Annotated in this window: 21 protein-coding genes and 2 tRNA genes; 2 read left to right on the forward strand and 21 right to left on the reverse strand. The window is 63.7% G+C overall.

From position 1 onward, the window contains the following. Positions 1 to 40: 40 nt before the first annotated feature. The 14 genes from ispD to DMP07_RS06015 all read right to left on the reverse strand — a co-directional run bounded on the left by ispD (position 41) and on the right by DMP07_RS06015 (position 17,173). Positions 41 to 898: a 2-C-methyl-D-erythritol 4-phosphate cytidylyltransferase gene (gene ispD / locus DMP07_RS05950; protein WP_123198220.1), complete on the reverse strand. Its 858-nt coding sequence runs from the start codon at positions 896 to 898 to the stop codon at positions 41 to 43. A gap of 84 nt (positions 899 to 982) precedes the next feature. Next, complete coding sequence (locus tag DMP07_RS05955; protein WP_123198221.1) at positions 983 to 3,556, reverse strand: ATP-dependent Clp protease ATP-binding subunit; 2,574 nt, start codon at positions 3,554 to 3,556, stop codon at positions 983 to 985. Between the two features lie 403 nt (positions 3,557 to 3,959). Continuing rightward, positions 3,960 to 5,942, reverse strand: a complete 1,983-nt coding sequence (lysS, locus tag DMP07_RS05960; RefSeq protein WP_123198222.1) for a lysine--tRNA ligase — start codon at positions 5,940 to 5,942, stop codon at positions 3,960 to 3,962. 198 nt (positions 5,943 to 6,140) lie between these two features. Beyond that, on the reverse strand, positions 6,141 to 6,608 hold the full coding sequence (gene greA / locus DMP07_RS05965) for a transcription elongation factor GreA (RefSeq protein WP_123198223.1): 468 nt from the start codon (positions 6,606 to 6,608) through the stop codon (positions 6,141 to 6,143). A 114-nt stretch (positions 6,609 to 6,722) separates the two neighbouring features. After that, positions 6,723 to 6,998 carry a twin-arginine translocase TatA/TatE family subunit gene (tatA, locus tag DMP07_RS05970; protein ID WP_123198224.1) on the reverse strand — a complete coding sequence of 92 codons (276 nt, stop codon included), beginning with the start codon at positions 6,996 to 6,998 and terminating at the stop codon, positions 6,723 to 6,725. Positions 6,999 to 7,060: 62 nt separating this feature from the next. Next, a tRNA-Pro gene (locus DMP07_RS05975) sits at positions 7,061 to 7,137 on the reverse strand. A 158-nt stretch (positions 7,138 to 7,295) separates the two neighbouring features. After that, a complete protein-coding gene (locus DMP07_RS05980; protein WP_123198225.1) occupies positions 7,296 to 8,561 on the reverse strand; it encodes a coiled-coil domain-containing protein in 1,266 nt (421 codons plus the stop codon). A gap of 157 nt (positions 8,562 to 8,718) precedes the next feature. Further along, positions 8,719 to 9,471: a peptidoglycan-binding domain-containing protein gene (locus DMP07_RS05985; RefSeq protein ID WP_123198226.1), complete on the reverse strand. Its 753-nt coding sequence runs from the start codon at positions 9,469 to 9,471 to the stop codon at positions 8,719 to 8,721. A 16-nt stretch (positions 9,472 to 9,487) separates the two neighbouring features. Then, positions 9,488 to 10,528: a polyprenyl synthetase family protein gene (locus tag DMP07_RS05990; protein WP_244594892.1), complete on the reverse strand. Its 1,041-nt coding sequence runs from the start codon at positions 10,526 to 10,528 to the stop codon at positions 9,488 to 9,490. A 414-nt stretch (positions 10,529 to 10,942) separates the two neighbouring features. After that, positions 10,943 to 11,026 (reverse strand) — tRNA-Leu (locus tag DMP07_RS05995). An 82-nt stretch (positions 11,027 to 11,108) separates the two neighbouring features. Then, the gene (locus tag DMP07_RS06000) at positions 11,109 to 12,065 is read right to left on the reverse strand and encodes a Ppx/GppA phosphatase family protein (RefSeq protein ID WP_123198228.1); all 957 of its coding nucleotides are present in this window, start codon (positions 12,063 to 12,065) and stop codon (positions 11,109 to 11,111) included. A 23-nt stretch (positions 12,066 to 12,088) separates the two neighbouring features. Beyond that, entirely contained in the window at positions 12,089 to 13,216 is a 1,128-nt protein-coding gene (locus DMP07_RS06005; RefSeq protein ID WP_161957043.1) for an FtsB family cell division protein, read from the reverse strand. Between the two features lie 285 nt (positions 13,217 to 13,501). Beyond that, the gene (locus DMP07_RS06010) at positions 13,502 to 14,971 is read right to left on the reverse strand and encodes a basic amino acid/polyamine antiporter (RefSeq protein ID WP_123198230.1); all 1,470 of its coding nucleotides are present in this window, start codon (positions 14,969 to 14,971) and stop codon (positions 13,502 to 13,504) included. Positions 14,972 to 15,217: 246 nt separating this feature from the next. Then, the gene (locus DMP07_RS06015) at positions 15,218 to 17,173 is read right to left on the reverse strand and encodes a leucine-rich repeat protein (protein ID WP_123198231.1); all 1,956 of its coding nucleotides are present in this window, start codon (positions 17,171 to 17,173) and stop codon (positions 15,218 to 15,220) included. Positions 17,174 to 17,353: 180 nt separating this feature from the next. Between DMP07_RS06015 and DMP07_RS06020 the strand changes: the two genes are divergently transcribed. After that, on the forward strand, positions 17,354 to 18,880 hold the full coding sequence (locus DMP07_RS06020; protein ID WP_123198280.1) for a vWA domain-containing protein: 1,527 nt from the start codon (positions 17,354 to 17,356) through the stop codon (positions 18,878 to 18,880). Positions 18,881 to 18,982: 102 nt separating this feature from the next. Next, complete coding sequence (locus tag DMP07_RS06025) at positions 18,983 to 20,491, forward strand: ATP-binding protein (protein WP_123198232.1); 1,509 nt, start codon at positions 18,983 to 18,985, stop codon at positions 20,489 to 20,491. Positions 20,492 to 20,623: 132 nt separating this feature from the next. Here DMP07_RS06025 and eno read toward each other — a convergent pair whose 3' ends face one another. From eno to rpsK, 7 genes are all read right to left on the reverse strand, one after another. After that, positions 20,624 to 21,919, reverse strand: coding sequence for a phosphopyruvate hydratase (gene eno, locus DMP07_RS06030; protein WP_123198233.1), 1,296 nt, complete (start codon positions 21,917 to 21,919; stop codon positions 20,624 to 20,626). A 178-nt stretch (positions 21,920 to 22,097) separates the two neighbouring features. Then, a complete protein-coding gene (locus DMP07_RS06035; RefSeq protein ID WP_123198234.1) occupies positions 22,098 to 22,838 on the reverse strand; it encodes an energy-coupling factor transporter transmembrane component T family protein in 741 nt (246 codons plus the stop codon). A 66-nt stretch (positions 22,839 to 22,904) separates the two neighbouring features. Next, positions 22,905 to 23,294: a hypothetical protein gene (locus DMP07_RS06040; protein WP_123198281.1), complete on the reverse strand. Its 390-nt coding sequence runs from the start codon at positions 23,292 to 23,294 to the stop codon at positions 22,905 to 22,907. A 215-nt stretch (positions 23,295 to 23,509) separates the two neighbouring features. After that, positions 23,510 to 24,013 carry a 50S ribosomal protein L17 gene (gene rplQ / locus DMP07_RS06045; RefSeq protein WP_123198235.1) on the reverse strand — a complete coding sequence of 168 codons (504 nt, stop codon included), beginning with the start codon at positions 24,011 to 24,013 and terminating at the stop codon, positions 23,510 to 23,512. Between the two features lie 13 nt (positions 24,014 to 24,026). Beyond that, positions 24,027 to 24,977 (reverse strand): DNA-directed RNA polymerase subunit alpha, encoded by a 951-nt coding sequence (locus DMP07_RS06050; protein ID WP_123198236.1) that lies wholly within the window; start codon positions 24,975 to 24,977, stop codon positions 24,027 to 24,029. 32 nt (positions 24,978 to 25,009) lie between these two features. Next, complete coding sequence (gene rpsD, locus DMP07_RS06055; RefSeq protein WP_123198237.1) at positions 25,010 to 25,606, reverse strand: 30S ribosomal protein S4; 597 nt, start codon at positions 25,604 to 25,606, stop codon at positions 25,010 to 25,012. A 21-nt stretch (positions 25,607 to 25,627) separates the two neighbouring features. After that, positions 25,628 to 26,023, reverse strand: coding sequence for a 30S ribosomal protein S11 (rpsK, locus tag DMP07_RS06060; RefSeq protein WP_123198238.1), 396 nt, complete (start codon positions 26,021 to 26,023; stop codon positions 25,628 to 25,630). Positions 26,024 to 26,035: the final 12 nt, after the last annotated feature.

A 26,035-nucleotide genomic window follows, 5' to 3' on the forward strand; every position in this document is an offset into this window, starting at 1 on the left:
AGAAACGTTGGTCACGATGGTCCTCTCTTCGAAGAGCGGGCTATTTGTCGGCGGCGAGGCCGGCCGAATCGACCGCGGCCGAAAGCATCATGTAGTCTTCGGGAACGGTGAGCTTGATGTTGTCGCGCTTGCCCTCCACCACGAGGACCTTGCCGCCCAGGCGCTCGATCAGCGACGAGTCGTCGGTGCCCACGAAGCCGTCGCGCAGCGCGGAGGCATGGGCGCGGCGGTACACGCCGCTGCGGAACACCTGCGGCGTCTGCGCGTTCCAGAACACGCGGCGGTCGGGCGTGCCCACGATGCAGCCGCCTTCGACCACCTTCAGCGTGTCCACCGCCGGCGTGGCCACAATGGCGCCGTCGGCGTCGACCATGCCCTTGAGCGTGTTGATTGTATGCGCGATCAGATCGGGAGACACGAGCGGACGGGCGCCGTCGTGCAAGATCACGTACTCGTATTCTTCGGGCACGAACTCCAGGCCCGAAAACGCGCTTTCCTGGCGCGAGCCGCCGGAGGGCGCCAGCACGAGCGGCGTGACGAACGAGAACGGGTCGATCGCGCGCTCTTTATATTCTTCGGCGCGATCCGAAGGGCACACCACCACGATCAGCCCGATATCTTCCACGGCGTCGAACGCCGCGATCGACCAGGCCAGAATGGGACGGCCCGCGATTTCGACGAGCTGCTTGCCGCCTTCGTGGCCGAAGCGCTCGCCCGAACCGCCCGCCAAGATGATGGCGGCCGTCTTGGGGCTTTTGCCCACCGTGCCCTTATAGCGCGAGGCGGAGGCCTCGGACGCATCGCCGCCGAGCGTCATGGCCGACGCGATATCGACCAGAACGGAAGGCAGAAAGACCGGGTCTTCGGGATATGCCTTGCTATCGTTGAAATCGCCCATGATTCCCCTTCCGTGAAAACACGCGGGGCGTCCGGCAGACAGACGCCCCGCGCACGGGCCCGAAGCCCGTATTGCTATGGTTGACTAGTCGGCTGCTCCGCCGCTCGACACGCCGCCGGAACCGCCGGCGCCGGCATGTCCCAGATCGAACTGCGGAAGCAGCGATTCTGCTTCTCGTGCAATACTATCACGCTTTCGCGGCGCGGGAATCTCTCCCTCGCCGGGCGTGAACACGAGCTCGCCGTCCGCCAGGTCCACGTCGATGACCGAACCCGCGTGCCACTTGCCTTCCAGAATCTGCTCGGCGATCGGATCTTCGAGCAGGCGCTGGATCGCGCGGCGCAGCGGACGGGCGCCCATCGAGGTATCGGTGCCCTCGTCGGCCACGTGCTCGCGCGCGGCGGGCGTCAGGTTGATGGTCATGTCCATGGCGATCAAGCGGTCGCGCAGGTCGGCCACCATAAGCTCGACGATGCGGCCGATCTGCTCGCGCGTCAGGCTCTTGAACACGATGATTTCATCCAGGCGGTTCAAGAACTCGGGGCGGAAGAGCTTCTTCATCTCGCTCATCACGCGACTCTTGATTTCCTTGTCGGACAGGCCGGCCTGGGAATCGGGCGTGAATCCGAGCGGCGCGCTCTGGGCGATTTCACGGGCGCCCACGTTGGACGTCATGATGATCACCGTGTTGCGGAAGTCCACCGAGCGGCCCTGGGCGTCGGTCAAGCGGCCCTCTTCGAGAATCTGCAGCAAGATGTTGAACACATCGGGATGCGCCTTCTCGATTTCGTCGAACAGCACCACCGAATACGGACGCTGGCGAACCGCTTTGGTAAGCTGGCCGCCCTCGTCGAAGCCCACGTATCCCGGAGGCGAACCCACCAGGCGGCTGACGCTGTGCTTCTCCATGTATTCGGACATGTCGAAGGTGATGAGGGCCTCTTCGGAGCTGAACAGGAACTCGGCGAGCGCCTTGGAAAGCTCGGTCTTGCCCACGCCCGAGGGGCCGAGGAAGATGAACGAGCCCGCGGGACGTTTCGGGTCTTTCAGGCCGCTGCGGGAACGGCGAATCGCCTTCGACAGCGCCGTGACGGCTTCCTCCTGGCCGATGATGCGCTCGTGCAAAACGCCTTCCATGCGCAGAAGCTTGTCGGTCTCGGCCTCGGTGAGGTTGCTCACCGGCACGCCCGTGGACATGCTTACCACGTCGGCGATTTCGGCCTCGGTGACTTCGGAGAGCTTGCGGTCGGCCTGCTCGGCGAACTTCTTCTCGGCCTCTTCGCGGCGGGCGACGATGTCTTTCTCCTGGTCGCGCAGAGCGGCGGCGCGCTCGAAGTCCTGGCCGGAGATGGCCTCTTCCTTCTTGGTGCGCACGGAGCGCAGCTCGTCGTCGATATCGCGGATCTCGTCGGGCAGCACGCGGTTGCGGATGCGCATGCGGGCGCCGGCCTCGTCGAGCACGTCGATGGCCTTATCGGGCAGGAAACGGTCCTGGATATAGCGATTCGACAGCGTGACCGCGGCATGCAGCGCCTCGTCGGAGAAGCGCACGTGATGGTGCGCCTCGTAGCGGTCGCGCAGGCCGTCCAGGATGCGCATCGACTGCTCTTCGTTGGGCTCGTTCACCATGATGGTCTGGAAGCGTCGCGCAAGCGCGGAGTCTTTCTCGAGGTGCTTGCGGTACTCCTCCACCGTGGTGGCGCCGATCACCTGGATTTCGCCGCGCGACAGGGGCGGCTTCAGAATGGCGGCCGCGTCGATCGAGCCTTCGGCGGAACCCGCGCCGATGATGGTATGCATCTCGTCGATGAACAGGATGACGTCGCCTTCCTTGACGACCTCCTTGATCACCTTCTTCAGGCGCTCTTCGAATTCGCCGCGGTACTTCGAGCCCGCCACCAGGGCGGACACGTCGAGCGTCACCAGGCGCTTGCCGCGGATGATGTCGGGAACCTGGTCGGCCACGATCAGCTGCGCCAGGCCCTCGGCGACGGCGGTCTTACCGACGCCCGGCTCGCCGATCAGCAGCGGATTGTTCTTCTGGCGGCGCGAAAGCACCTGCATGACGCGCTCGATTTCGGCAGCGCGGCCGATCACGGGATCGAGCTTGCCGTCGCGCGCCTTGGCGGTGAGGTCGGTGCCGAATTCCTCGAGCATGCCGGTATCGGACTGCTGCTGCTCGCCGCCGAAGAACGGCAGGCCGGCGGCGACCGGCGTGGGCTGGCCCACGAGGTCGTTCAGGGCGCCGCGCACCTTGTCGGCGGACACGCCCATCTTCTTCAGCGCGTCGATCGCGCCGCCCTCCTCTTCGCGGATGATGCCGAGCAGCAGATGCTCGGTGGAAATATAGCTCTGCCCCATCTGCATGGCCTCGCGCAGCGAGGTTTCCAGGATGCGCTTGACTCGCGGGCTGAAGGACAGATGCGCCGCAGGCTGCTCCGTCTTCGTGGCCTCGCTCATCGCGCGCACGGCTTCATGCGCGCCTTCGTAGGTCACGCCGACATGCTCGAGCGCCTGGGCGGCCATGCCCTCGGGCTCTTTCGCAAGGCCGAGCAGCAGATGCTCGCTGCCCACGTGGGGCTGGCTCAATGCGCGCGCCTCCTCCTGGGCAAGCACGAGCACGTGGCGCGCCTTGTCGGTGAATTTTTCGAATGCCATAAAAGGTCCCGTTTCTCAAAGGTGACGACGCCCCGCGGCCCGAACGATCGGCCCCGCGCGGACGCGCCGGTCTTACAAACAGTACTCCAACGTATTTTGCGAACAATCCTAGCACTCATGAAAAACGAGTGCCAAGGTGCAAGGCCCCCGGTGCCGTTTCGTTACATCGCATCCACACGCTTCACGCACGGCGCCTATACGAAAAAGGCCCGACTCAAAGAGTCGGACCCTTCGAAAACAGCTCGATGCGCCGCCTGCCTCCACCCTGGTCGCCGCAGCGCAGGCAAGTGCGAATCCGACGGAGCGAATCGTCGCGAACGAGGAGCGCCGCGTACTTCGCTACGCAAGCGACGAGTGAACGGCGAGGCGCCCGTCCGATTCGTCCGCAGCCGGCCGACGCAACTTAATACAGCTTAGCGCCGGCGGGAATCGCGGAATCAAGCATGAGCAGATTCAGGCGCTCCTCGCCCGCTTCCTCATGGATGGCGGAAAGCAGCATGCCGCAAGAATCGATGCCCATCATCTTGCGCGGAGGCAGGTTGGTGATGGCCACGAGCGTCTTGCCCACCAGGTCTTCGGGCTCGTAGTACGGGTGGATGCCGGAGAGGATCGTGCGGTCTTCGCCGGTGCCGTCGTCGAGAGTGAACTGCAGCAGCTTCTTGCTCTTCGGAACGGCGATGCACTCCTTCACCTTCACCGCGCGGAAGTCGGACTTGCTGAACGTCTCGAAGTCGACCTCGTCGGCGAACAGGGGCTCCACGGCCACCTTGGAGAAGTCGATCGTCGGAACCTTGTTGGGCGCGTAGATGCCGGCAGCGGCCTGCTCGTCGGAAGCGGTCTGGCCGCCCTGCTGGGCGCCGAGCTTCTTCTTGCCTTCGGGGCGCATGTGCGGGAACAGCAGCACGTCGCGGATGCTGGCGGAGTTGGTCAGCAGCATGACCACGCGGTCGATGCCGATGCCGATGCCGCCCGCGGGAGGCATGCCGTACTCGAGGGCGCGCACGTAGTCCTCGTCGTATTCCATGGCCTCGTCGTCGCCTTCGGCCTTCTCCTCCATCTGGCGGGCGAAGCGCTCGGCCTGGTCGACCGGGTCGTTGAGCTCGGAGAACGCGTTGGCGTACTCATGGCCGGCGATGACCAGCTCGAAGCGGTGCGTCAGGCGCGGGTCTTCCTCGTTGCGCTTGGCCAGCGGGGAAACCTCCACCGGGTAATCGCAGACGAAGGTGGGGTTCACGATGGAATCCTCGCCGATTTCGTCGTAGATCTCGGCGATGATCTTGCCCGGGCCCCAGTCCTGCTTGACCTCGATGCCATGCTTGGCGGCATGGGCGGCAAGCTCTTCGACCGGCGTGTCCATGGTCACTTCGACACCCAAGACGTCGGAGACGATTTCGGTCATCGGACGGCTCGGCCATGCGCCGAACAGGTCGATTTCCTGGTCCTGGTACAGAATGGTTCCCTCCAGGCCCACGGCGCGCGCGGCGGCCTTGATGACGCCCTCGGCGAGCTCCTTCATGCCCTCGAGGTCGGAGTAGGCGCGATAGGCCTCCATGGTGGTGAACTCGGGGTTGTGCGTGAGGTCCATGCCCTCGTTGCGGAAGATGCGGCCGATTTCGAACACGCGCTCGAAGCCGCCGACCAACAGGCGCTTCAGGTGCAGCTCGGTGGCGATGCGCAGATAGCACTCCTGGTCGAGCGCGTTGAAGTGCGTGATGAACGGCTTCGCGGTGGCGCCGCCCTGAATGGTCTGCAGGATGGGCGTCTCGACCTCCATGTAGCCGTCGTCTTCCATGTAGCGGCGGAAGGCGGACAGGATGGCGGAACGCTTGCGGAAGGTGTCGCGGACGTCTTCGTTGACGATCAGGTCGACGTAGCGCTGGCGATAACGCGTCTCTTTGTCGGACAGGCCGTGGAACTTCTCGGGAAGCGGACGGACCGCCTTGGAGAGCAGCACGATCTCACGCGGAGCGATGGACAGCTGGCCGCGCTGGGTGCGCACCACGATGCCTTCGACGTTGACGATATCGCCCAGGTCGAGACGGCCGAGCAGGTCCCAATCGGACTCGGACATGTCGTTGATGCGGCAGAACAGCTGGATGTCGGCAGAGGGGTCGCGCAGCACCACGAAGACGATCTTGCCCTGGCCGCGCTTCGCGATGACGCGGCCGCCGATCTTCACGACGTCTTCGGTGTTCTCGCCGGCGGCCAGCTCGGCGTATTTCGCCTCGATGTCGGCCGCGTAATGGGTGATTTCGGAATGTTCCGGATACGGATTCGTGCCGGCATCGATGTACGCCACGCGCGTGGCGAGGCGACGGGCGCGCTCGTCGTTAAGCGTGCCGTCGTCCACAATGGCCTGCTCGTTTTCGGGAGTGGTTTCGCTCATCTGGCATCCTTCGTCGACTGGTATAGAAACGGTTCGTTCGAACATCAATGGGATTCTAACGTATAACGCCGCGCTTTCACGACGGGCGCCTCATTATCGCAAATACGGCAAGAGCCAGCCGCCCTTCCGCGCCTTCCCGGGAAGCGGGGGCGCGGAAAAAGCGGCTGGCTCGCTGAGATGCAAAAAGCAGATCGGCTGCTACTGCTCGATCCTGACGATGGTCATCTCGACCTCGCGACCGGTGGGACCGGTGGTGGTGATGACGTCGTCCTTCTTATGGCCGAGAAGCGCAGCGCCCACGGGGCTCTCGTTCGAGATCTTGCCGGAGGCGACGTCGGCCTCGGCGCCGCCCACGATGGTGAAGGTGCGCTCGCGACCGCCCATGTTCACGACCACGGTGCTGCCGACGTTCACGCGGGAAGAGCGCTTGGGAACGGCGACGACGGTGGCCTCGGACAAGATCTGGTTGATCTCGGCAATGCGGGCCTCGACCATGCCCTGCTCGTTTTTCGCGTCGTCGTACTCGGAGTTCTCGGAAATGTCGCCGAACTCGCGCGCGACCTTGATGCGCTCGCCCACCTCGGCGCGCTTTTCGTTCTCGAGATAGTGCAGTTCCTTCTCGAGCTTCTCTTTTCCTTCGGGAGTGAGGATGTACTCGTTCGCCATCGCGCAACACCTGACCTAGAACTCGCGCGCTCTGCGGCGCGCTTTGCTGACTAAATTAAAAAACGGTATGCCGACAACCGCAGGCATACCGTTCGAATGCAAGATTCTTCGAGACTATTCCTCGTCGGAATCGGCCGCGTTCGCGGTGGTCTTCTTGGCAGAAGAAGCAACCTTCTTTTTACGAACGGGCTTCTCTTCGACCTCTTCCTCGTCTTCGTCGTCGAGGTCTTCGATTTCCTTCTTCTTGCCGCCGCCCATGCCGTCACGCAGATTCTTCACCGTGCGGCCAAGCGCGCTACCGAGCTTGGGAAGGTTCTTCGGTCCGAAGATAAGAAGGGCAACAGCAAGGATGATAAGGAGTTCGGGCACGCCGAGTCCAAAAATTTTCATGTGTTCCTCCGTGATATCGCCCGTAGAAACGACCGGGCATTCGATTGCGTTCGCGAAAAAGATGGTCGGGACGACAGGATTTGAACCTGCGGCCTCTGCGTCCCGAACGCAGCGCTCTACCAAGCTGAGCCACGTCCCGACATATCGCAAACAGCGCGCTTTATTCTAGCACACTTCCGAAAAAAGCAAAGAGGTTTTTTCAATCTTCTTGAGGAAAGATCTTTCGTCCGCTTTTCGAGCCGAAAGGCGGACGAAAGCGGGCACGCCGAAGCATGCCCGCCCGAAAATCGATAGACGCTACCAGCGCAGCGCGCAGTAGAACTGGCGGTAGGACGAATAGCACACCACCTGACCCGGCTGCGGCGCGTGAATGTAGCTTCCGCCGCCGGCTGCGGCGCAAATGCCCACGTGGCCGCCCGTATACAGGACGTCGCCAGGCTGCGCCTGGCCGAGCGAAAGCACATAGCGCGCAGAGGCGTACTGGGCGCCCGTGGTGCGGCCGATGCTGTAGCCGGTCGCGCTGTAGCAATAGCTGGTCAGGCCGGAGCAGTCCAAACCGACGCCCGGCGTGGAGCCGCCCCAGACGTAAGGAACGCCGAGCTGGGTCTGAGCCACGCCCAGAGCCGCCGTGTTGGGAACGCCGCCGCCCGAGGACGAGCCGCCGCCGTTGGAGGAAGACCCGCCCGAGGACGAGCCGCCGGACGAAGAGCCTCCGTTGTCGGAAGACCCGCCGTTGCCGCCGTTGGACGACGAACCGCCCGTGCTGCCGCCGTTGGAGGCGGAGCCGCCGGCATTGCCGCTATTGGAGGAGCCTCCGTTGGAAGAAGAGCCGCCGGCATTGCCGCCCGAAGGCCGGGCCGCCTGCTGCTCGGCGCGCTGCTGCTCCTGGAACTTGGCTGCCTCTTCGGCGGCCTTGGCCTCGGCAGCAGCCTCCTGCTCCTGCTTGACCAGGGCTGCGACCTCGGCGTCGAGGGAATCAACCTCGGCCTGGTACTGCGCGACCAGTGCTTCGGCCTCGGTCTTGATGGCCGAAGCCTCGTCCATCTTCGCCTTGGCGGTATCGGCCTGGGAGGCGTATTCGACGCGCTGAGCCTCGTTGTCTTCGCGCAGCGTCTTGGTTTCGGAAACGAGCTTGGCATCGTTGTCGTTCAGCGTCTCGAGCGAATCCCAGTTCTTCAGGAAGTCGTCGAACGACGCCGATCCGAGCAGGATGTCGAGGAACGTGGTCTGGCCGTTGCGGTACATGCTACGTGCGCGGTCGCCGAGGCGACCCTGCAGCTCGCCGATACGAACGTTGTTCTCGTCGATCTTGGTCTGCGCCTCGTCCATCTTCGCCTTGGCGACATCATGCTCTTCGAGAGCGGTATAGTAATCGTCGGAAGCCTTGGAAAGCCTCGACTGCATATCGTCAAGCTTGACACGCACGGCGTCGGCCTCGGCCTGCTTGTCGGCAGACGTGGGCTCGGCGAATGCAATGCTCGGCACGGCCAGGGAAACGGCGCCGAAAGCGGCTGCGCCTCCCACGAACGCGCGCCTCGTCAGATGCATTTTCTGCTCAGCCATACAAGCTCCTTCTGTTGGATCGATCCTTTTCTAAAGGTCTCATAAAGCGTAACCATAGCAAAAAACCCTGCGCTCAATGCCGTGAAAGGCGCTCGTACACATACGGGCATCATAAGGCTTCCACATGAAGAAAGAAACGGCGCGGCCCCGAAACCTCCTACGAAAACGCCATGCAGAACGCGTCCAGCAGCAAGATCGCGTCGTGATGGGCCATGCGGTCGACCTCTTCGGCGACAGCATCGCTGCCGGCGACGCCCGACAGCTCCAGCGCGATGCGCAAAGGCTCGCCTTCGCCCGTCTTCGCGCGGGCCGCGTCCACGGCGGCGGAGATGCGCTTCGCGAGCGCCGAGGCGTCATCGCACAGGACGCGAGGCACCGAAGGATCGGTCTTGTCGTCAGGGCCCACGATATGCGCCAGCAGCATGTCCGCATCGGGCGGCACGAGCAGGGTTTCGGCGCTGACCATCTTGGAACGGGGGTTGGTGGCCATGGCGAGATTCGACATGTACGACGCCACCTTGCGCGTGAAGCCCTCGGTGCCGAACAGGCACACGGCGTGGTGCTCGAGCACGTCGGCCGCGCGCGCGAAGCCCATGTAGGCGCGCTCTTCCACCTGGGGCTTGTCCATCCAGGCATTGTGCAGGTTACGCAGGATGGCGTACGTGTTCACGCCGGCGATGCCGTCGGGAACCAGGCCCATGTTCAGCTGGAACTTGCGCAGCGCGCCTTCGGTGTAGGCGCCGAAGGTTCCGCTGACGCCGCCGCATGCGAACCCGAGGGCCCCCAGGGCCGTCTGCAAAGCCTCGACGTCTTTGCCCGCGAAATTGGGAGTGCGCAGGTACAGCAGGCGCTCGCCCAGCTCGAACTGGTCGCCTTCCTTATCCTGCCTGTGGATGGTCTCAGAAATCATCGTTCGATCACGCTTTCTACTTCAGGCGGTTCACGAAATAGTCCGCCATGGAAATCAGCAGGTCACGAGCGGGGCTGGCCTCGAGCATGTCCATCAGGCGAACCTTGGAGACGCTCGTCAGGCTTTCCGCGTAGCTGCGCGCGTATTCGACCGAGCCGCTTTCGCGCATGATGCCGACCGCCTCGGCCAGAAGGTCTTTGTCGGTCGTCTTGGCGGAAAGAATCTCGATCAGGCGTTCGCGCTTCGGGGAATTCTGCAGCGCATGCACCACCATGAGCGTGCGCTTGCCTTCGGTGATGTCGCTGCAGTAGTCCTTGCCCACCACGTCGGCGTCGCCTTCGATGTTGAGCAGGTCGTCTTGGATCTGGAACGCCAAGCCGGTATCGAGGCCGTAGTTGCGCAGGGCCTCGATTTCGGCCTCGGAGCCGCCGCCGATGATGGCGCCGATCGCCAGAGGCACCGCGCCGGAGTAATGGGCGGTCTTATGCGTGGCCATGACCAGATAGTCTTCGGGGGTGATGTCGTAGCGTTCGTCGCGCGCCCAGCCAAGATCGAGCGCCTGACCCTCCACCGTGCGGCGCGTCATCTCGATCAGCTCGCCCACCACGCGCACCTTCACGGAGTCGCTCAGGACGGGGTCTTTGATGACGCTGCCGTTGACCAGCGACAATGCAAGATCGCCCGCGTTGATGGCGATGCCCAGGCCCTGCGTCAGATGCAGGCAGGGCTCGCCGCGGCGCAGCGTGGCCTCGTCGGCGATGTCGTCGTGGATCAAAGCCGCGGTGTGGAAGTGCTCGATCGCGGATGCGGCGGAAACCGCCAGGCGGACGTCGCCGCCCACGGCGAGGCACGACGCGAAGCAGATCAGCGGACGATGGCGCTTGCCGCCATTCTGGCTATAAGAGAACAGAGGATCGTAGAGATACTTGTCCATGTCGGCATGCGTGCCGCGCGGAATGTAGGTGTTCACCAGCTCGCCGACCACGCCCGCATAGGAATCGAGATATTCCTCGAACGTCGTCGGAGGATTCTCGATCGCCTCGAAAAGCTGCTCCATGCTTGCATTTCTCAATTCGGCTGCCGTCATACCTCGCAACCCTTTCCATCGTCTGTCCTGCTTTCGGCCCGATCCGGCGAACGGGCCTTCGCGCGCCGCATGGCTGCGTTCCTCGCGGAAAGGGCGGACCCTTCCGCGAACAAGCAACGCCGCGGGCGTCGTATGGGCCTTCGCCGTGACGCGAAGGCGCTGGAACCGGTTCCTATACGGCCCGGTCGGCCGTTCTTGGTAGGAGCGGTGGGACTCCCGCGTCCGCTGCGCGAACGCTCTTCCCCTCGGGCTGAAGCCCTCGGGCGAATTCCTGAAAACCGTCCACAGGACGGTTTTCTTGACGGAATTCCACCTTATCGGTTCGAGCCCCTCGCGCCGATGCTCTCCGTCACTCAATTCCCATGCGGCCCGGTCGGCCGTTCTTGGTAGGAGCGGTGGGACTCGAACCCACAAGACCGAAGTCGGAAGATTTTAAGTCTCCTGCGTATGCCATTTCGCCACGCTCCCGCATATGCGGCTGTGCATCCGGACGCACAGCTTTCAATGATAGCAAAAGCGGTTTTAGCTCGCGCGAAGCCATGAAACGAACTTATTCGGCCGATTGGCGGGCGGCGTCGAGCACGATGCCCATCAGGATGTCGCTTTCGCTTGCCGTGAAGCCGTCGACGCCGGCCAGCTCCATGACGACGTCCAAGATGAGCGCGCCCGCGGGAAACACGCCGGCTCGTTTGGGCTGGATGCCCGGCACCTGCATGCGCTCGGCGAGCGGCATGCGGCCGAGACGCTCTTTGACGCCGTCGAACTGTTCCCTGCTCACGCGGGCCTTGTGCACCTTCGACGAATCGTAGGGCACGAGCGCATCGCGCACGGCCACCACCGACGTCGGCGTGCCCGCCACCGCCACCAGGCGGTCGACGTGCAGGTCGGCCTGGGCGAAGAAAGGCGCGAGCGTCTCTGCAGCCCACGCGCGCGCTTCGGCGTATTCGGCCTCGCTCGGCGGATCGCCGTGCAAGAAGCGCTCCGTCATGCGGCGGCATCCCACGTCGAACGAATGAAACGCGCGCATGGACACCTCGGGCACCAAGGCTCCCGCGGGCGCGTCGGCGCGGCCGATCGCGAGCTCGGTCGACCCTCCCCCGATATCGGCGAACAGCAGGTTTTCTCCGCGAAAATCGTTCGATGCGCCGAGAAACGACAGCTCGGCCTCGCGGCGCCCGGGAATGACCGAAAGGTCGATGCCCACGGCATGGAGGCGCTCGACGAATTCATCGGCGTTTTCGGCATCGCGGCTCGCGCTGGTGGCCAGGGCCGTCACGCGGTCGACCGGCGTCTGCGCGCCGCATTCGTCGATGATTTCTTTATAGGAAGCGATTACGTCCACGGTGCGCTCGATCGATTCGACGGCAAGGCGGCCCGTGGCGTCCACGCCCATGCCGAGATCGGTGATCGTGCTGCGCCTCACCGCCGTATGCACGCCCGAAGCGTCCACGTCGGCCACCAGAAGGCGGCTCGTTACCGTTCCGATATCGATAGCGGCGATACGCATGGTGGATTCCTCTCGTTAGGGCCCTACGACGTCTGCGCGCCGTCGGCGGGCTGCTGGCCTGCCGAAACGTCGCTCACATTGGACATGTCGGTGTTTTCGGGCATGACTTTGGCGGGGTCGACATAGCCGAACAGCACGTCGAGCATGGGCGAATACCACGTTTCGGGAGCAGGAACGCTGCCGCTTTTGACCTGGGCGATCAGCTCGTCCTGCGCGGTTCCCTTCTCGTTGCCCAGGCCGCGAACGACACCTGCCACCTGGCCGTCGTAGACCCAGCCGAGCTCTTTGTGCGCGGCGTCTTCGATGCCTTCGTCGGTCTTGAGATATTCGATTTGGCTTTCGATGGCCTCGTTGCGCGCCGAAAGGGCGTCGTATTCGGCCTGCAGGCGCGACTGCTCGCGGGTTTCCAGGTAATAGGTCTGGGCCGCGGGGTACAGCAAGACCAGCGCGAAGATAAAACATGCCGCCGCGCCGGCCAAAACGGCGAGCGGCGGAGCGGATGCGCGCGGAGCCTTGGCGCTGCGCGTGGACGAGCGACGCGGGTCGCCCGAAACGGCGCGGCCCGATTCCAGGTCGGAAAAAGCGCGCTTGTGCGCCCTGCCCATTTCGCCCTTGTACACCGCGGCGCGCGAAGCGTGCGGCGAAGGGGCCGGCTCGTCGGAGCCGAACTGCTTGAAGAACAGGCGGTCGGCCTTCTGCTTGGTCTTGGCACGGCGCTTGTCGTAAGAACGCTGGGCACGCGACGAGCTTTCCTTCGAGCGGTCGGCAGACGGCTCGTATGCCTCGAGCGCCGGGCGCGATTCGTACGAACGATCAGACGCATCGGCACGCACGCGCGACGACGCGAGAGACGCGACACGCTGCGAAGGCTGGGGGTCGCCCGCCAGGCGAAGCTCGCGAGACGGACGCGACAGCGTGGGCAACGATGCCGACGACGTGCGAGCGCCATAGGTGGAAGAAGCATAGCCGCCCATGCCCGCCGAAGAACGCGGGGCCGCGACGTCGAGCGAGGCATAGCGCCCCTGGCCGGGCGCGTAGGGATCGCCTGCCGCGCGGGCCATTTCGTTGACGGCCGGACGGGAATAACGAGACGACGCCATGCGTCGGGCGTCGTCGAACGGGATGATATTGGCGTTGCCGCTTCTTGCCATGAAGAACTGCGCTCCTTGGGGGCAGAGGTGGTGCATTTCGGTGGTGCGTGTGCGATGCGCTGTTAGAGCTGTTGGCATAGTATCACAACGGCCCCGGGCGCTTTCATGCGCAGGCGAACATCACGACGACACCACGCCCGCTCAGACGAACGGCCCCGGTGCGATACCGGGGCCGTTCGTGAAAAACCGCTCTCTTGCTTCGTCCGCGCGTCCCGCTTTCGCGATGCCGCCCGAAGCGGGCCTTCCCGAAAGCCTTGAAACCGCGAACCCTTCGATGCCGAAGCCTTAGATGACGCTGATCTGGCCGGTGAAGATCATGACGAGGCTCACCACGAAGAAGATCACGATGGCGGCCGCAAGCACCTTGTCGGCGACGTTGGGCAGGATGGCCTGGCCGCGCTCCTTCTGGCCGTACAGGTACAGCAGGATGCCGGGCGCAAACAGAATCGTGGTGATCATGAGGCCCGTCAGGCCGCCTGCGTAGATGAGGAACAGGCTGTAGAACAGGCCTACGAAACCGATGACGCGATAGAGCCACACGGTGGCCTTGCTCTCGCCCGCGAAGCCGTCCTTCTTCACGGCGCACACGAACAGGTAGCACGTGCTGAAGAAGTACGGAATCAAGATCATAGAAACCGAAACGCCGTAGAAGAACTGATAGGTCTGCTCCGAGAACAGAATGATGACCAGGAACGCCTGGACGATCAGGCAGGTGATGGTGCAGGTGACGACAGGTGCGCCGTTCTTGTTCTTCTTCGCGAAGATTTTCGGGAACACGCCCTGCTCGGCGGCCTCATGCGGGCACTCGGACGCGATGATCGTGTAGCCCAGCATGGCGCCCAGAAGCGACAGCGCGACGCCCAGGTTCACCAGCGCGGCGCCCCAGGGACCGACGACGGCCTCGAGCACTCCCGCCATGGACGGGTTGGGCAGCGCGGCCAGCTCGGCGCGCGGCATGACGCCCATGGAAAGGATGGACACGATCAGGTAGATGGCGAGGATGCCGCAGAACGCGATGATGGTCGCACGGCCGACGTCTTTGCTGCGCTTGGCGCGGCCGGAAATGGCCACGGCGCCTTCGATGCCCAGGAAGATCCAGATGCTCACGCCGACGGTGCCGACGATCTGGTCCCACAGGGCGGGGCCGTCGGGTTCGCCCCAGAAGTTCTCCATGAAGATGGCGGGATCGAAGTTCATCGAGAAGATGATCGCCACGATGGCCACGAACAGCGGGACCAGCTTGGCGATGGTGGTGATGATGTTGATGCTCGCAGCCTCTTTCACGCCGCGGCAGACCAACGCCCAGCACACCCAGACGATCAGCGAGGCGCCGATCACCGACACGAGGTTATTGCCCTCGCCGAACACGGGGAAGAAAAACGACAGGCTGGCGAACAGCAGCGTGGTGTAGGAGACCGTTGCCAGAAGAGCGCTGATCCAGTAGCCGTACGCCGAGGTGAAGCCCATGAACTCGCCGAATCCCGCGCGGGCGTAGCTGTAGATGCCGCCGGTAAGCTCGGGCTTGAACTTGTTCAGGGCGTAGAAGCACATCATCAGGCAGAACACGCCGATGCCGCACACGAGCCAACCGATGAGCACCGCGCCCGTGTTTGCCCCTGCCGCCGCCATATCGCCCGCCATCGTGAAGACGCCGCCGCCGATGACGGCCGTGATCACCGCTGCGATAAGGTGAGGAAGTGAGAGTCCGTTAGGGTCGTTGACCTGGTCGGTGCGGCCTGATGCGAGGTTCGACATGACAACCTGCTTTCTTCTGGGAACCCGTGATCGCGGAAGACAACCCGCGACGCTCACGAACAGGATACCCCCAAAACGTCTCCAAATGATCAACACAATGTCGGCGCCTGATTCATTTTCGTGCAAACGTGATGATAATTTTCAAAAAATTCCTGCTCAACGATGCCGAATGCGAACAAAAAATAATTTTTTACAAAACGGCACCGAAAGGAAAGGGAGACGCCGACGCACCTCCCTTTCCTTCTCTTACAGCGCGAAACGCGACCGCGACGTCGCCCGCGCGCCCTGCGCATCGTTTTTCCGACGATGCTCTTCCATGAGATACAGCACGCAATCGGCGCGGTTGCACGAGCGCAGAAGCTCGATCTGCTCGTCGAACGATTCGTCGTCGATGAAACCTGCCGCAAGCAATGCCGACACCTCGTCGCGTTCGCCGTCGCGGGCCACGCGCATCCGGGCCTCCGCCGCACGCTCGCGCAGACGCTCGACCAGCGCGTCGCGCACCTGGGCCGACGGAGCATGGGGATCGGCGATGCGGTGGATGATCGCGCCCAGGCGGTCGGGCAGGTTCTTGCCCGAAAGCAGCAGCTCGTCGTACGCGTCGTAATCGAACGGCACGCCGCCGTCTGCGGACGCGTCGATGAAGCAGCTCAGAAGCTGGTCGGCCGACACATGGACCGTGGATCCCGTGCGCTCGAGACGGCATGCCGCGTACTCGAAACACCCTTCGCCGATGCTCGTCACGCTGCGCGGCACGGACACGGGCGCGGAAAACAGGCGCGAGCAGAAGCAATGCGCTCCGATTCTGCGAAGCCCCTCGGAAAGCACGAGGCGCTCGGTGCCGCGGCAGGCGTTGTCGCGCTCGATCGCGCGCACCGTCGCAGGGATCGAAAGCGTGGCGGGCGCATACGGCAAGGCGCGCACCCCGATGCGCACGAGCGGGCGGCCCTCCACTTCGCTCGGAAGGGAGAGCGACCGGCGCACAGGCGGCGCCGGGGCCTTGATGGCCGCAGACGGCGCCAGGTCGGCCATGCCCGCATGGCGCACGGCGGCCGCCTCGGCGAAGCGCTTGGAGATGGACTTCGGAGCGGCAGGGCCCGCCACCAGAACGGCGCCTTCCTCGTCGAAATCGTAGAAGCATTCGTCGTGCTCGACCACGCGCTCGCTCGCCAGGCGCACGCCGCGGGCATGAAGCGGGGCGACCGCCGGGGCCTCGTCGGGAAAGATCCACACGGCATCGTCCCATTCGCGGGCGGCCACGCGCGCAAGCGAAGCGGGGGCATGTACCACGTCGGGCTGCGCGCAGCCCGCGCAAAACGCCGAGGGCCCTATCTCTTCGACGCCCTGCGGCACCGTCATGCGCTCGGCGTAAGGGGGCGCGGCGAACACGAGGCGCGCTCCCCCGTTGTCGAACAGGCTTCCTTCGCGCGCGCAATAGCGCTCGTTGCGCGGGTCCACGGAATAGGCGCGGCTTCCCAGACGCGGCGAAACGCCCGCCAGATCGCACGGCTGCTCGCCCATGTGCTCGAGACCTGCGCCCAGATGGATGCAGCCTGCCGACACCGCCGAGAACGCCGAGGCGTCGATGCGCTTCACCGTGTCGGGAATCGCCAGCAACCGCACGCCCACGCCCTGCACGAAACGGCGCGCGAAGGCCTCGGCGGTCACGCGCACGATCGGCACGCCTTCGACCGATGCCGGCAGCACCGCCGTCACGTGATCGGATCCGAGCGCCTTCGCCAGGCGTTTCAGGTCGAACCCGACCAGGGCGTAGCCGTCGTCTTCGCGACGGACGGCCACGATATCGCTCAGGTCGGACGCGTCGGCGCCGCCCGATACGTGCGGCGCCAGCACGGCGCTGCTTTCGGGGCGGGCCAGGTCGCTTCCCGCCATGGCGCGGTCGAGCACCGCATCGAGCTCGTCGCGTTCGATGCCCATGCTGCGGGCGCCCGAATAGATCAGTCCGATTTCTTGCGCGGGCAGCATCTCGTTGGCGGGAGCGCGGCCGTCCGCGCGGGCCGCCGACACCCATTCCTCATAAGGAAGAAGCTGAGGCGACCACACCTCGCCCTCGCGGGCGCGGGCCGCATCGCGCACGTCGGCCTCGCCCGCGCGCAGGTGGCGCGGATGGGCCGTGGCCGCGGCGATGAGGTCTTCGACAGGGGTATCCTCGTCTTCGAAAACCAGGAAATCGCACGTCATAGAAGCTCCTTCCCCGAGCGGAATACGGCTTGGCCGCATTGTCGGCGACGGTTGTTTACCGGCGTTTCGCCCCATGCTACACTGCGCCCTGGAGTTAGGGCAAGCATGCCTGACGGCCCGGCGTAGCGCGGGAGCAACAGGCGGCATCAAGCCCGCAAACGTCTCTCGATGGGAGCGACCATGGCAACCGAAACCGTCGACGCGCTTGCCGTCCAAGCGCTCGACCTCGCCAAAAACGCGCTGCTCGTGCGCCTGCGTTTCATGAACGCGGCCTTCGCCCGCCTGCGCCCGCTGCCGGTGCCCGGCGCGACGCTCGCCACCGACGGCGCATACATCCGCTTCGATTCCGCCTCGTTCGCGCGCAACTACGCCGCCGAACCCGCGTTCGCCGCGCATGCGTTTCTGCACATGACCCTGCACAACGTGTTCCTCCACCTTTACACCGACGCGCGCGTCGACACGCTACGCTGGGATACGGCCTGCGACATCGCCGTCGAACACGTCATGACGCAGCTGGACATTCCCGCCGCGCGCACGGAGGCGATGGCTCGCCAGCAGGCGACGCTCGCAGAGATAGAAGCTAACTTAAATATCATTACAGCTGAAACTATATATAGGTATCTTGTTGATACCGTTGCTGATGACGAGCGCATCCGCGCCATGCGCGAACCGTTTCTGGTAGACGATCACGCTCCCTGGCACGCCATGGCCGCCGAAGAGTCCGCGAAATCGAAGGACCCGGAAAGCACGCGCACCGAGGAAAGCGACACGCAGCGTACCGACGCCGCCACCCAGGCCGCACAAGACGGCACCGATGCCGAGCTTCCCGAAGACGCCGACAAGCGCGAGAAAAGCCATTCGTCGCGCCGCGGCCTGAAGCAGGAAGACATCGTGCAGAAAGAAGCGCCCGAAAACGCCGCCGAAGCGGTCGGCAAGCGCTTCGCGAACACGGTGAACCTCGACCGTTCGCGCGAGCAATGGAAAAACGCCGCCTACGAGATGGGCGTGCAGCTGGACACCTACGTGCAGCTCTGGGGCGTCGAGGGGTCTAACCTTTCGATGAACCTGCGCTCGGTCACGCGCGAGAAGCAGGACTATCGCGAGTTCCTGCGCAAGTTCGCGCGCATGGGCGAGCACATGCGCATCAACGACGACGAATTCGACTACGTGTACTACTGCTACGGCCTGTCGCGCTACGGCAACCTGCCCCTGATCGAGCCGCTCGAATACAGCGAAGAGAAGCGCGTCCGCGATTTCGTGGTGGCGATTGACACGTCGGCTTCGACCAAAGACGGACTCGTGCGCAAGTTCATCGAGAAGACCTATTCGATCCTCTCCGACGAAACAGGCTTTTTCGCCGACATGAACGTGCTGATCATTCAGTGCGACGCCGAGATAGCCGACGTCACGCGCATCGGCTCGCTGCCCGATCTGGAGCATTACCTCGACGATCTGGAAATCAAAGGCCTCGGCGGCACCGACTTCCGCCCCGTGTTCTCCTACGTCGACGCGGCGCTCGAGCGCGGAGAATTCACCGATCTGGCGGGACTCATCTATTTCACCGACGGCCAGGGAACCTACCCCGCGCGCAAGCCCGACTACGAAGCGGCGTTCGTCTTCGTGGACGACGACGCGGGCGTGACCGTGCCCGTCTGGGCCATGAAGGTGGTCCTGGAGGAAAAGGTGCTCCTCGACGACGACCTCTAAGAAACCTCGCGCGGCCGAGGCGCCTTCGGCCGCTTACCCGAAGCAATCCGAACCGCAGGGACGCGCGCCGCGGCGCCGTCCCGACCTCGCCAAGGAGGGCCCATGAACATCAGCCAAGCGAAAAAGCAGATCGAACGTTCCATGAGGGCGTATTTCGCCAAAGACGAATTCGGCGATTACCGCCTGCCCGTCAACCGCCAGCGCCCGGTGTTTCTGATCGGCGCGCCCGGCATCGGCAAAACCGCGATCATGGAACAGATCGCCCAGGAGCTCGAAGTGGGCTTCGTCTCGTATTCCATGACGCACCACACCCGCCAAAGCGCGCTGGGCCTGCCCTTCATCGCGCGCAAGACCTACGGCGGCGTGGAGTACGACGTGTCCGAATACACCATGAGCGAAATCATCGCGTCGGTCTACGACGCGATGGAGGCCACGGGCAAAAGCGAAGGCATCCTGTTCCTGGACGAAATCAACTGCGTGTCCGAGACGCTGACGCCTGCGATGCTGCAGTTCCTGCAGTACAAGGTGTTCGGCCGCCACCGCGTGCCCGACGGATGGATCGTGGTCACCGCAGGCAACCCGCCCGAGTACAACCGCACCGTGCACGATTTCGACATGGCCACCTGGGACCGCCTCAAGCGCATCGACGTGGAACCCGACTACCAAGCGTGGCGCGACTACGCCGTGCAGACCGGCGTGCATCCCGCGGTGCTCACCTACCTCGATATCGAGCGCGGCAACTTCTACCGCGTGGAAACCACCGTCGACGGCATGTCGTTCGTCACCGCGCGCGGCTGGGACGACCTGTCCTCGATCATCAAGCTCTACGAAGAAGAAGGCCTGCCCGTCGACGACCTGCTCATCGGCCAGTACGTGCAAAACCCCGAGGTGGCCAAGCACTTCTCGGTGTATTACGAGCTGTTCTCCAAATACCGCTCCGACTACCGCGTCGACGACATCGTGGACGGCAAGGCGGACGAATCCATCGTCGAGCGCGCTCGCGAAGCGGCCTTCGACGAGCGCGTATCGCTCATGGGCCTGATCGTGGACGCGCTGATCGCCCGCGTGCGCGAGGCGGCATGCGAAGAGCGCGCGGCGGGCTTCGTGCACGACCAGCTGGCGGCGCTGCGCGACGAGCTGGAAGCGGCGGGCGTCGCCGATGCCGCCGACATGGCGAGCGAGCGCGCCGCGGCCATCCGCGCCAAGCTTGCCGCCGAAAAGGAAGCGGGCCTGCTCACCGAAGAGAAGCGCCTGTCCTACGAGCGCACGGCCACGCTACTCGAAGACGCGGTGCGCGCCGCAGGCGGCGACGCGCTTTCGTTCGACGACGTCAAGGAGCGCTTCGGCTCGCTGCTCGACGCCCTCGACATCCTGATCGACGCCGCAGCCGCGGCGCTCGACGCCGTGTTCCGCTTCGTCGAAGACGCCTTCGGCGACGGCCAGGAAATGCTGCTGCTGATCACCGACCTTTCGGTCAACCGCCACAGCATGGCCTTCATCAACGACCACGGCTGCGAGCGCTACTTCGCGCACAACGAAAAGCTGCTGTTCCACGAGCGCGGCGACGATCTGGCCGAACGCATCGGCAAGCTGAACCTCGACGAAGAATAGGCGCGCGACGCTCTCCCGCAACGAGAAAGGCTCCCGAAGACGGGAGCCTTTCTCGTATCAGCGCACGAACGCGGCGCCGAAGCACGAAGATGCCCGCCGAATGCGACGGGCATCTTCGAAAATCGCGAAGCGTTATGCGCGCTTGATGTTGTAGAACGCGTCCATGCCCGCATAGCGGCCGGACTCGTGCAGCTCTTCCTCGATGCGGATGAGCTGGTTGTACTTGGCGATACGGTCGGAGCGGCAGGGAGCGCCGGTCTTGATCTGACCGGCGTTGCAGGCCACGGACAGGTCGGCGATCGTGGTGTCTTCGGACTCGCCGGAGCGGTGGCTCATGACGCAGGCGTAGCCGGCCTGTTTGGCCATCTGGATGGCCTCCATGGCCTCGGTCAGGCTGCCGATCTGGTTCACCTTCACCAGGATGGCGTTGGCGACGCCCAGCTCGATGCCCTTCTTCAGGCGCTCGGAGTTGGTGACGAACAGATCGTCGCCCACCAGCTGCACGCGGTCGCCGATGCGGTCGGTCAGAAGCTTCCAGCCGTCCCAGTCTTCCTCGGCCATGCCGTCTTCGATGGAGATGATCGGGTACTTGTCGACGAGCTTCTCCCAGTAGTCGACCATTTCCTCGCTCGTGTACTCGACGCCTTCGCCGGCGAGGACGTACACGCCGCGCTCGGCATCGTAGTACTCGGTGGAAGCCGGATCCATGGCGAACATGATGTCGACACCGGGCTTGTAGCCGGCCTTCTCGCACGCCTCGGTGATGTATTTCAGAGGCTCTTCGTTGGTCTTGAGGTTCGGGGCGAAGCCGCCTTCGTCGCCCACGCCGCCGCCGAGGCCCGCATCATGCAGGACCTTCTTGAGCGTATGATAGATTTCGGCGCACCAGCGCAGGCCCTCGGCGAAAGAAGGAGCGCCCACGGGCATGATCATGAACTCCTGGAAGTCGACGTTGTTGTCGGCATGCACGCCGCCGTTGAGGATGTTCATCATGGGCGTGGGAAGCAGGTTCGCGTTCACGCCGCCGACGTAGCGGTACAGCGGCATCTCGACGGATTCGGCTGCGGCGCGGGCCGTGGCCAGAGAAACGCCCAAGATGGCGTTAGCGCCCAGACGGCCCTTGTTCGGGGTGCCGTCGAGGTCGATCATCTCGGCGTCGAGGGCGCGCTGGTCGAGCGCGTTCATGCCGATCACGGCGTCGGCGATTTCCTCGTTGACGTTAGCGACCGCCTTCGTCACGCCTTTGCCGAGGTAGCGGCCGGCGTCGCCGTCGCGCAGCTCCACGGCCTCGAAAGCGCCCGTCGAGGCGCCCGAGGGCACGATAGCGCGGGCGAAGGACCCGTCGTCAAGCGTAACTTCCACTTCCACGGTCGGGTTGCCACGGGAATCCAGGACTTCGCGGCCGTACACGTCGAAGATGATGCTCATGAAGATTGCCTCCTCGGTCGGTTTCACGCGGCGCGATCGATCATGCGCCGCAACGAAGACGGCGCAAACGCGCCGTATAACAGGGAAATTGTACCAGGTTGCGCACACGACGGAGGCGAGCGGCTGGCAAGCGCGGCCAGAGCGGCTTCGACCGGCGCTCGTCGGCCGAGGATTCCTCCTACAAAAGCACCGCCACCGCCATGCAGACGCACGACGCCGCGGCGGCCGCGGCCACGTCCATAGCGTGCAAGCGCTCGTCGCCGTGCAGGCTGCTGCGCTTCGCTCCCCCGCCGTAGCAGCGGGCCTCCATGGCCTGCGCCAAAACGCCGGCGCGGTGGAACAGGCCCACCAAAATGGGAACCAAGACGCTTCCCCAGCATTTCACGCGCTCGACCACGTTTCCCTCGTCGAGCGCGGCGCCGCGGGCGCGCTGGGCGTTCGACACGCGTTGGAATTCGTCGAGGCTCACAGGAATGAACCTGATCGCAATCGAGAACATGGTGGCGATATCGTCCACCGGCACACGAACGGCGCGCAGCGGGCGGAGAAACGAGGCGAACGCGCGCACGAGCTGCGTATCATCATAAGAAAACGCCACGCACAGCGTTGCCATGGCAAGAAGCAGGATGCGCAGCGCGTAATAGAACCCTTCGCCGATTCCCTGCGGAATATGGGCGATCACGGTGAAGGCCAAAATGACGAGCAGCGGCACGATGCCTTTCAGCATGGATGCCACATTCATGCGCGCCAACGCCAAAACAGCCGCGAGGCCTGCGGCCAGAACGCCCATAGCGAGCCACGACTGCGCCACGAAAAGCGCAATCGAATAGAACAGCACCGCCACGATGGACACGCGCGCATCGATACGCGCGCGGCGGGCCGACGAACGAGAAGCTCGGGTATGTTTCGATTCAGACATGCGCTCCAGTATAAAAGAAAGGGGCGTGAAGCCCCTTTCTCGTCATGCGTTCTCTATGATGGCGCGCTATTCTTCGTCCGCCTCGTTTTCGGATTCCTTCTTGGAAATGCGCTCGACGGTGGCCTTGGCGGCTTCGGCCGCGCGATCGCCCATCTCCTTGGTCATCTCGACCGACTTATCGGCAATCTGCACCGTGGCGTCCATCATACGCTCGGCCACCTCTTTGCGGGCCTCCATGGCGCGGTCGGCGGCGGCCTTGGCCTCGTCGATCAGAACGGGAATGTTCTCGCGCGTGGCATTCGCCATGTCTTCGCGCTTGACACGGGCGCTTTCCATCACGGCCGGCGTCTGTTCCTGGATGACGTCGATGACCTTGTCGCCCGCTTCCTTCATTTCGCTCGCCAGTTCCTGAGCCTTATCGATGGCATCATTGATAAGCTTTCCGATTTCGGACATGACGCCCTCCTCTCCGCATCGAGGCGCACGCCCGAAGCGCATCGCCGCCTCCTTTTCCAAGGACGGCCCCATGGTATCACGATGCAAACACGCCCGGCAGACCTCCGGCACCATTGCAACCAAGCCGAAACCAGGTCGCCTGCCCCGAACAGCGCCCGAAACGAAGAAAGGACGCCGAAGCGTCCTTTCTTGAAACCATATGGGTGGGAAAAAGGCTACTCGGCCTTCTTCTCCTCGGCCTCGACGGTCTCCTCGGCCTGAGCCTCGGCGACAGCCTCGGTCTCTTCAGCCTTCTCGACCTTCTTCGGAGCAGCCTTGGGGGCCTTCTCCTCAGCCTTCTCCTCCTTCTTGGCCACGGGCTCGGTCACGAGCTCCATGATGACCATAGGAGCGTTGTCACCCTTGCGGGGGCCGAGCTTCAGGATGCGGGTGTAGCCGCCCTGACGATCGGCGAACATGCCCTGAGCGACCTTCTCGAAGATCTCGCGAACGAGCTCTTTGTCGTTGCCGAGAGCGGCGATGGCGAGACGACGGGAATGCAGGTCGCCCTTCTTCGCCCAGGTGATGATACGGTCGACATCGGGGCGGATTTCCTTCGCGCGAGACTCGATGGTCTTGATGCGGTCGTTCAGGAACAGCGCCTGCACCAGCGACCTCTTCATGGCCTTAGTGTGGGCGGCATCGGTGCCCAGCTTGCGGCCCTTCTTGTAATGCCTCATCGTGTATCTCCTATTATTGCTTCAAGTTGAGGTCCATCGAGATCAGCTTGTCCTTGACCTCTTCGATGGACTTCGCGCCAAAGTTACGGATGTTGAGCAGGTCGTTCTCGGAGAACTCGACCAGCTGACGCACGGAATGGATACCGGCGCGCTTCAAGCAGTTGTAGGAGCGGACGGACAGGTCCAGGTCCTCGATCTGCTTATCGAGCTCAGCATTGGCCTCCTGGCCTTCCGGAGCGAAGATGGACGGAATTTCGCCCTCGTCCTCGTCGGTGATATCGGCCAGGGTCAAAAACGCCCCCATGTACTGGTTGATGATGTTGGCCGCACGGCACACCGCCTCGTTCGGGACGATGGAGCCGTCGGTTTCGACCTCAAGAACCAGCTTGTCATAGTCGGTACGCTGACCCACGCGCGTGTCGCTGACCGCGAGGGTGCAACGACGCACGGGGGAGAACAGGCTATCCACGTGGATGATACCGATGGGATCCTCGGTACGCTTGTTGCGCTCGGCCGAGACGTAGCCGCGGCCGACACCGATGCGGATATTCATGTTCAACGTGCCGCCATCGGCCACAGTGGCGATGACATGCTCGGGGTTAACAAGCGTGAACTCGGCAGGAACTTTGATGTCGGCGCCGGTCACCGTGCAGGGGCCCTCGACGGAAATCGTCGCGACCGCTTCGGTGTAGTCCTCGGAGAGGGCCGAGAAAACAAGGCCCTTCACGTTGAGGACGATATCGGTGACATCTTCGATCACGCCTTCTGCGGTCGTGAACTCATGCTGCACGCCTTCGATCTGGATAGCGGTCGCTTTCGCGCCATCCAGGGAAGAGAGCAACACGCGACGCATGCAGTTGCCCAGCGTATATCCGAAACCACGCTCGAGCGGCTCTACGATGAAGCGAGCGACGGTATCGTTCACTTCTTCGGTAGTGACGGTTGGCCTCATGAACTCTGCCATAGTTTGTAAGCCTCCTAATCAGCCGCTGGTTATTACTTAGAGTAGAGCTCGACGATAAGCTGCTCGTTGATATCCAGGTCGATCTGATCGCGGTTCGGAAGGGAGAGCACGCTGCCCTGCAGTTTCTCGATGTCGACTTCGAGCCATGCGGGAACCTGCATACGCTCGTTGGACACGAGAGCGCTCTTGATGACGAGCATTTCCTTGGCCTTGGGAGCCACGGAAACCAGGTCGCCGGGGCGCACGCGGTAGGACGGGATGTCCACGCGGCGGCCGTTCACCAGAATGTGGCCGTGGGTCACGGTCTGGCGGGCTTCCTTACGGGTGCGGGCGAAGCCCAGGCGGAAGACGACATTGTCGAGACGGGACTCGAGAATGCGCATCAGGTTCTCGCCGGTGATGCCCTGCTGACGCTTAGCCTTCATGAAGTAGCCGCGGAACTGCTTCTCGAGAACGCCGTAGATGAACTTGGCCTTCTGCTTCTCGCGCAGCTGCATGCCGTATTCGCTTTCCTTGCGACGGCGCTTGGGCTGACGGATGGATTCTTTCTTGCTGCTGTAGCCCAGCACAACCGGATCAATACCGAGCTGGCGGCAGCGCTTAAGAACCGGAGTCCTATTGATTGCCATAATGATTCGATCCTTTCTGAACTACACGCGACGACGCTTGCACGGACGGCAGCCGTTGTGCGGGATGGGGGTGCAATCCTGGATGCTCGCCACTTCGAGGCCGGCGGCCTGCAGGGAGCGGATAGCGGTCTCGCGGCCGGAGCCGGGACCCTTCACGAAGACGCTGACCTTCTTGAGGCCGTGCTCCATGGCGGTCTTGGCGGCCTGCTCGGCAGCCATCTGCGCGGCGAACGGGGTGGACTTACGAGAGCCCTTGAAGCCCACGGTGCCGGCAGAGTTCCAGGAAATCACGTTACCCTGAGGATCGGTGATGGAAACGATGGTGTTGTTGAAGGTGCTCTTGATGTGAGCCTGACCGACCGCAATGTTCTTGCGCTCGGAGCGCTTGATGCGCGTGCGAACGTTCTTCTTAGCCATGTGTTATAAACC

This window comes from Slackia faecicanis (assembly GCF_003725295.1).
Classification (GTDB): Bacteria; Actinomycetota; Coriobacteriia; order Coriobacteriales; family Eggerthellaceae; genus Slackia; species Slackia faecicanis.

Excerpts from the sequence above, each read along its gene's own strand:
- DMP07_RS05990 (WP_244594892.1), bottom strand. The coding sequence starts at position 10,528 with ATGGAGCAGCTTTTCGAGGCGATCGAGAATCCTCCGACGACGTTCGAG.
- DMP07_RS06025 (WP_123198232.1), top strand. The coding sequence starts at position 18,983 with ATGAACATCAGCCAAGCGAAAAAGCAGATCGAACGTTCCATGAGGGCG.
- DMP07_RS06020 (WP_123198280.1), top strand. The coding sequence starts at position 17,354 with ATGGCAACCGAAACCGTCGACGCGCTTGCCGTCCAAGCGCTCGACCTC.
- DMP07_RS06050 (WP_123198236.1), bottom strand. The coding sequence starts at position 24,977 with ATGGCAGAGTTCATGAGGCCAACCGTCACTACCGAAGAAGTGAACGAT.
- DMP07_RS05985 (WP_123198226.1), bottom strand. The coding sequence starts at position 9,471 with ATGATTTCTGAGACCATCCACAGGCAGGATAAGGAAGGCGACCAGTTC.
- ispD (WP_123198220.1), bottom strand. The coding sequence starts at position 898 with ATGGGCGATTTCAACGATAGCAAGGCATATCCCGAAGACCCGGTCTTT.
- DMP07_RS06010 (WP_123198230.1), bottom strand. The coding sequence starts at position 14,971 with ATGTCGAACCTCGCATCAGGCCGCACCGACCAGGTCAACGACCCTAAC.
- greA (WP_123198223.1), bottom strand. The coding sequence starts at position 6,608 with ATGGCGAACGAGTACATCCTCACTCCCGAAGGAAAAGAGAAGCTCGAG.
- eno (WP_123198233.1), bottom strand. The coding sequence starts at position 21,919 with ATGAGCATCATCTTCGACGTGTACGGCCGCGAAGTCCTGGATTCCCGT.
- DMP07_RS06040 (WP_123198281.1), bottom strand. The coding sequence starts at position 23,294 with ATGTCCGAAATCGGAAAGCTTATCAATGATGCCATCGATAAGGCTCAG.
- DMP07_RS05980 (WP_123198225.1), bottom strand. The coding sequence starts at position 8,561 with ATGGCTGAGCAGAAAATGCATCTGACGAGGCGCGCGTTCGTGGGAGGC.
- rpsD (WP_123198237.1), bottom strand. The coding sequence starts at position 25,606 with ATGGCAATCAATAGGACTCCGGTTCTTAAGCGCTGCCGCCAGCTCGGT.
- tatA (WP_123198224.1), bottom strand. The coding sequence starts at position 6,998 with ATGAAAATTTTTGGACTCGGCGTGCCCGAACTCCTTATCATCCTTGCT.
- DMP07_RS06005 (WP_161957043.1), bottom strand. The coding sequence starts at position 13,216 with ATGGCAAGAAGCGGCAACGCCAATATCATCCCGTTCGACGACGCCCGA.
- rplQ (WP_123198235.1), bottom strand. The coding sequence starts at position 24,013 with ATGAGGCATTACAAGAAGGGCCGCAAGCTGGGCACCGATGCCGCCCAC.
- rpsK (WP_123198238.1), bottom strand. The coding sequence starts at position 26,023 with ATGGCTAAGAAGAACGTTCGCACGCGCATCAAGCGCTCCGAGCGCAAG.
- DMP07_RS05955 (WP_123198221.1), bottom strand. The coding sequence starts at position 3,556 with ATGGCATTCGAAAAATTCACCGACAAGGCGCGCCACGTGCTCGTGCTT.
- lysS (WP_123198222.1), bottom strand. The coding sequence starts at position 5,942 with ATGAGCGAAACCACTCCCGAAAACGAGCAGGCCATTGTGGACGACGGC.
- DMP07_RS06035 (WP_123198234.1), bottom strand. The coding sequence starts at position 22,838 with ATGTCTGAATCGAAACATACCCGAGCTTCTCGTTCGTCGGCCCGCCGC.
- DMP07_RS06000 (WP_123198228.1), bottom strand. The coding sequence starts at position 12,065 with ATGCGTATCGCCGCTATCGATATCGGAACGGTAACGAGCCGCCTTCTG.
- DMP07_RS06015 (WP_123198231.1), bottom strand. The coding sequence starts at position 17,173 with ATGACGTGCGATTTCCTGGTTTTCGAAGACGAGGATACCCCTGTCGAA.